The sequence below is a fragment of the Citrobacter sp. wls615 genome (assembly GCF_005281355.1).
In the GTDB taxonomy this organism is placed as follows: domain Bacteria; phylum Pseudomonadota; class Gammaproteobacteria; order Enterobacterales; family Enterobacteriaceae; genus Citrobacter; species Citrobacter werkmanii.
In genome coordinates this window covers 1-377 of record NZ_SZXM01000039.1, presented here as the reverse complement: position 1 = coordinate 377, position 377 = coordinate 1, and the positions used below count along the sequence as shown (strand labels likewise).

The following is a 377-nucleotide window of genomic DNA, read 5'->3' as shown; positions in this document are numbered from 1 at the left end:
TTGATATAATGCAGTTTAGGACCACCTGATTTCACATCGCCGGGCTTTTTATGGTCCATATCCACGACCGCGCCGTTTTCAGAGATAAACTTCAGCTCTTCCTGCGACATACGCGGGTGATCGGTTGGGTTATGAATAAACTTTACCCACAGGCCGGTGAGCACAAAACCGATAACGCCCATCACGGTAAATACGTGCTCCCAGCCCCAGGCAAAGGTCAGCCAGCCCAGCAGCGGCGAAAACAGCGCCAGAGAGAAATATTGTGCGGAGTTAAAAATCGCAGATGCCGTACCGCGCTCTTTCGTCGGGAACCAGGCCGCCACAATACGGGCGTTCGCCGGGAAGGACGGCGCTTCCGAGAAGCCCAGCATAAAGCG

General features: G+C 54.4%; 1 protein-coding gene. It reads right to left on the bottom strand.

Features of this window, described 5'->3' with window-relative positions; genetic code table 11:
* The coding region (locus tag FDX04_RS12190; protein ID WP_137371004.1) for an MFS transporter at window positions 1-377 on the bottom strand (377 nt) is incomplete at both ends.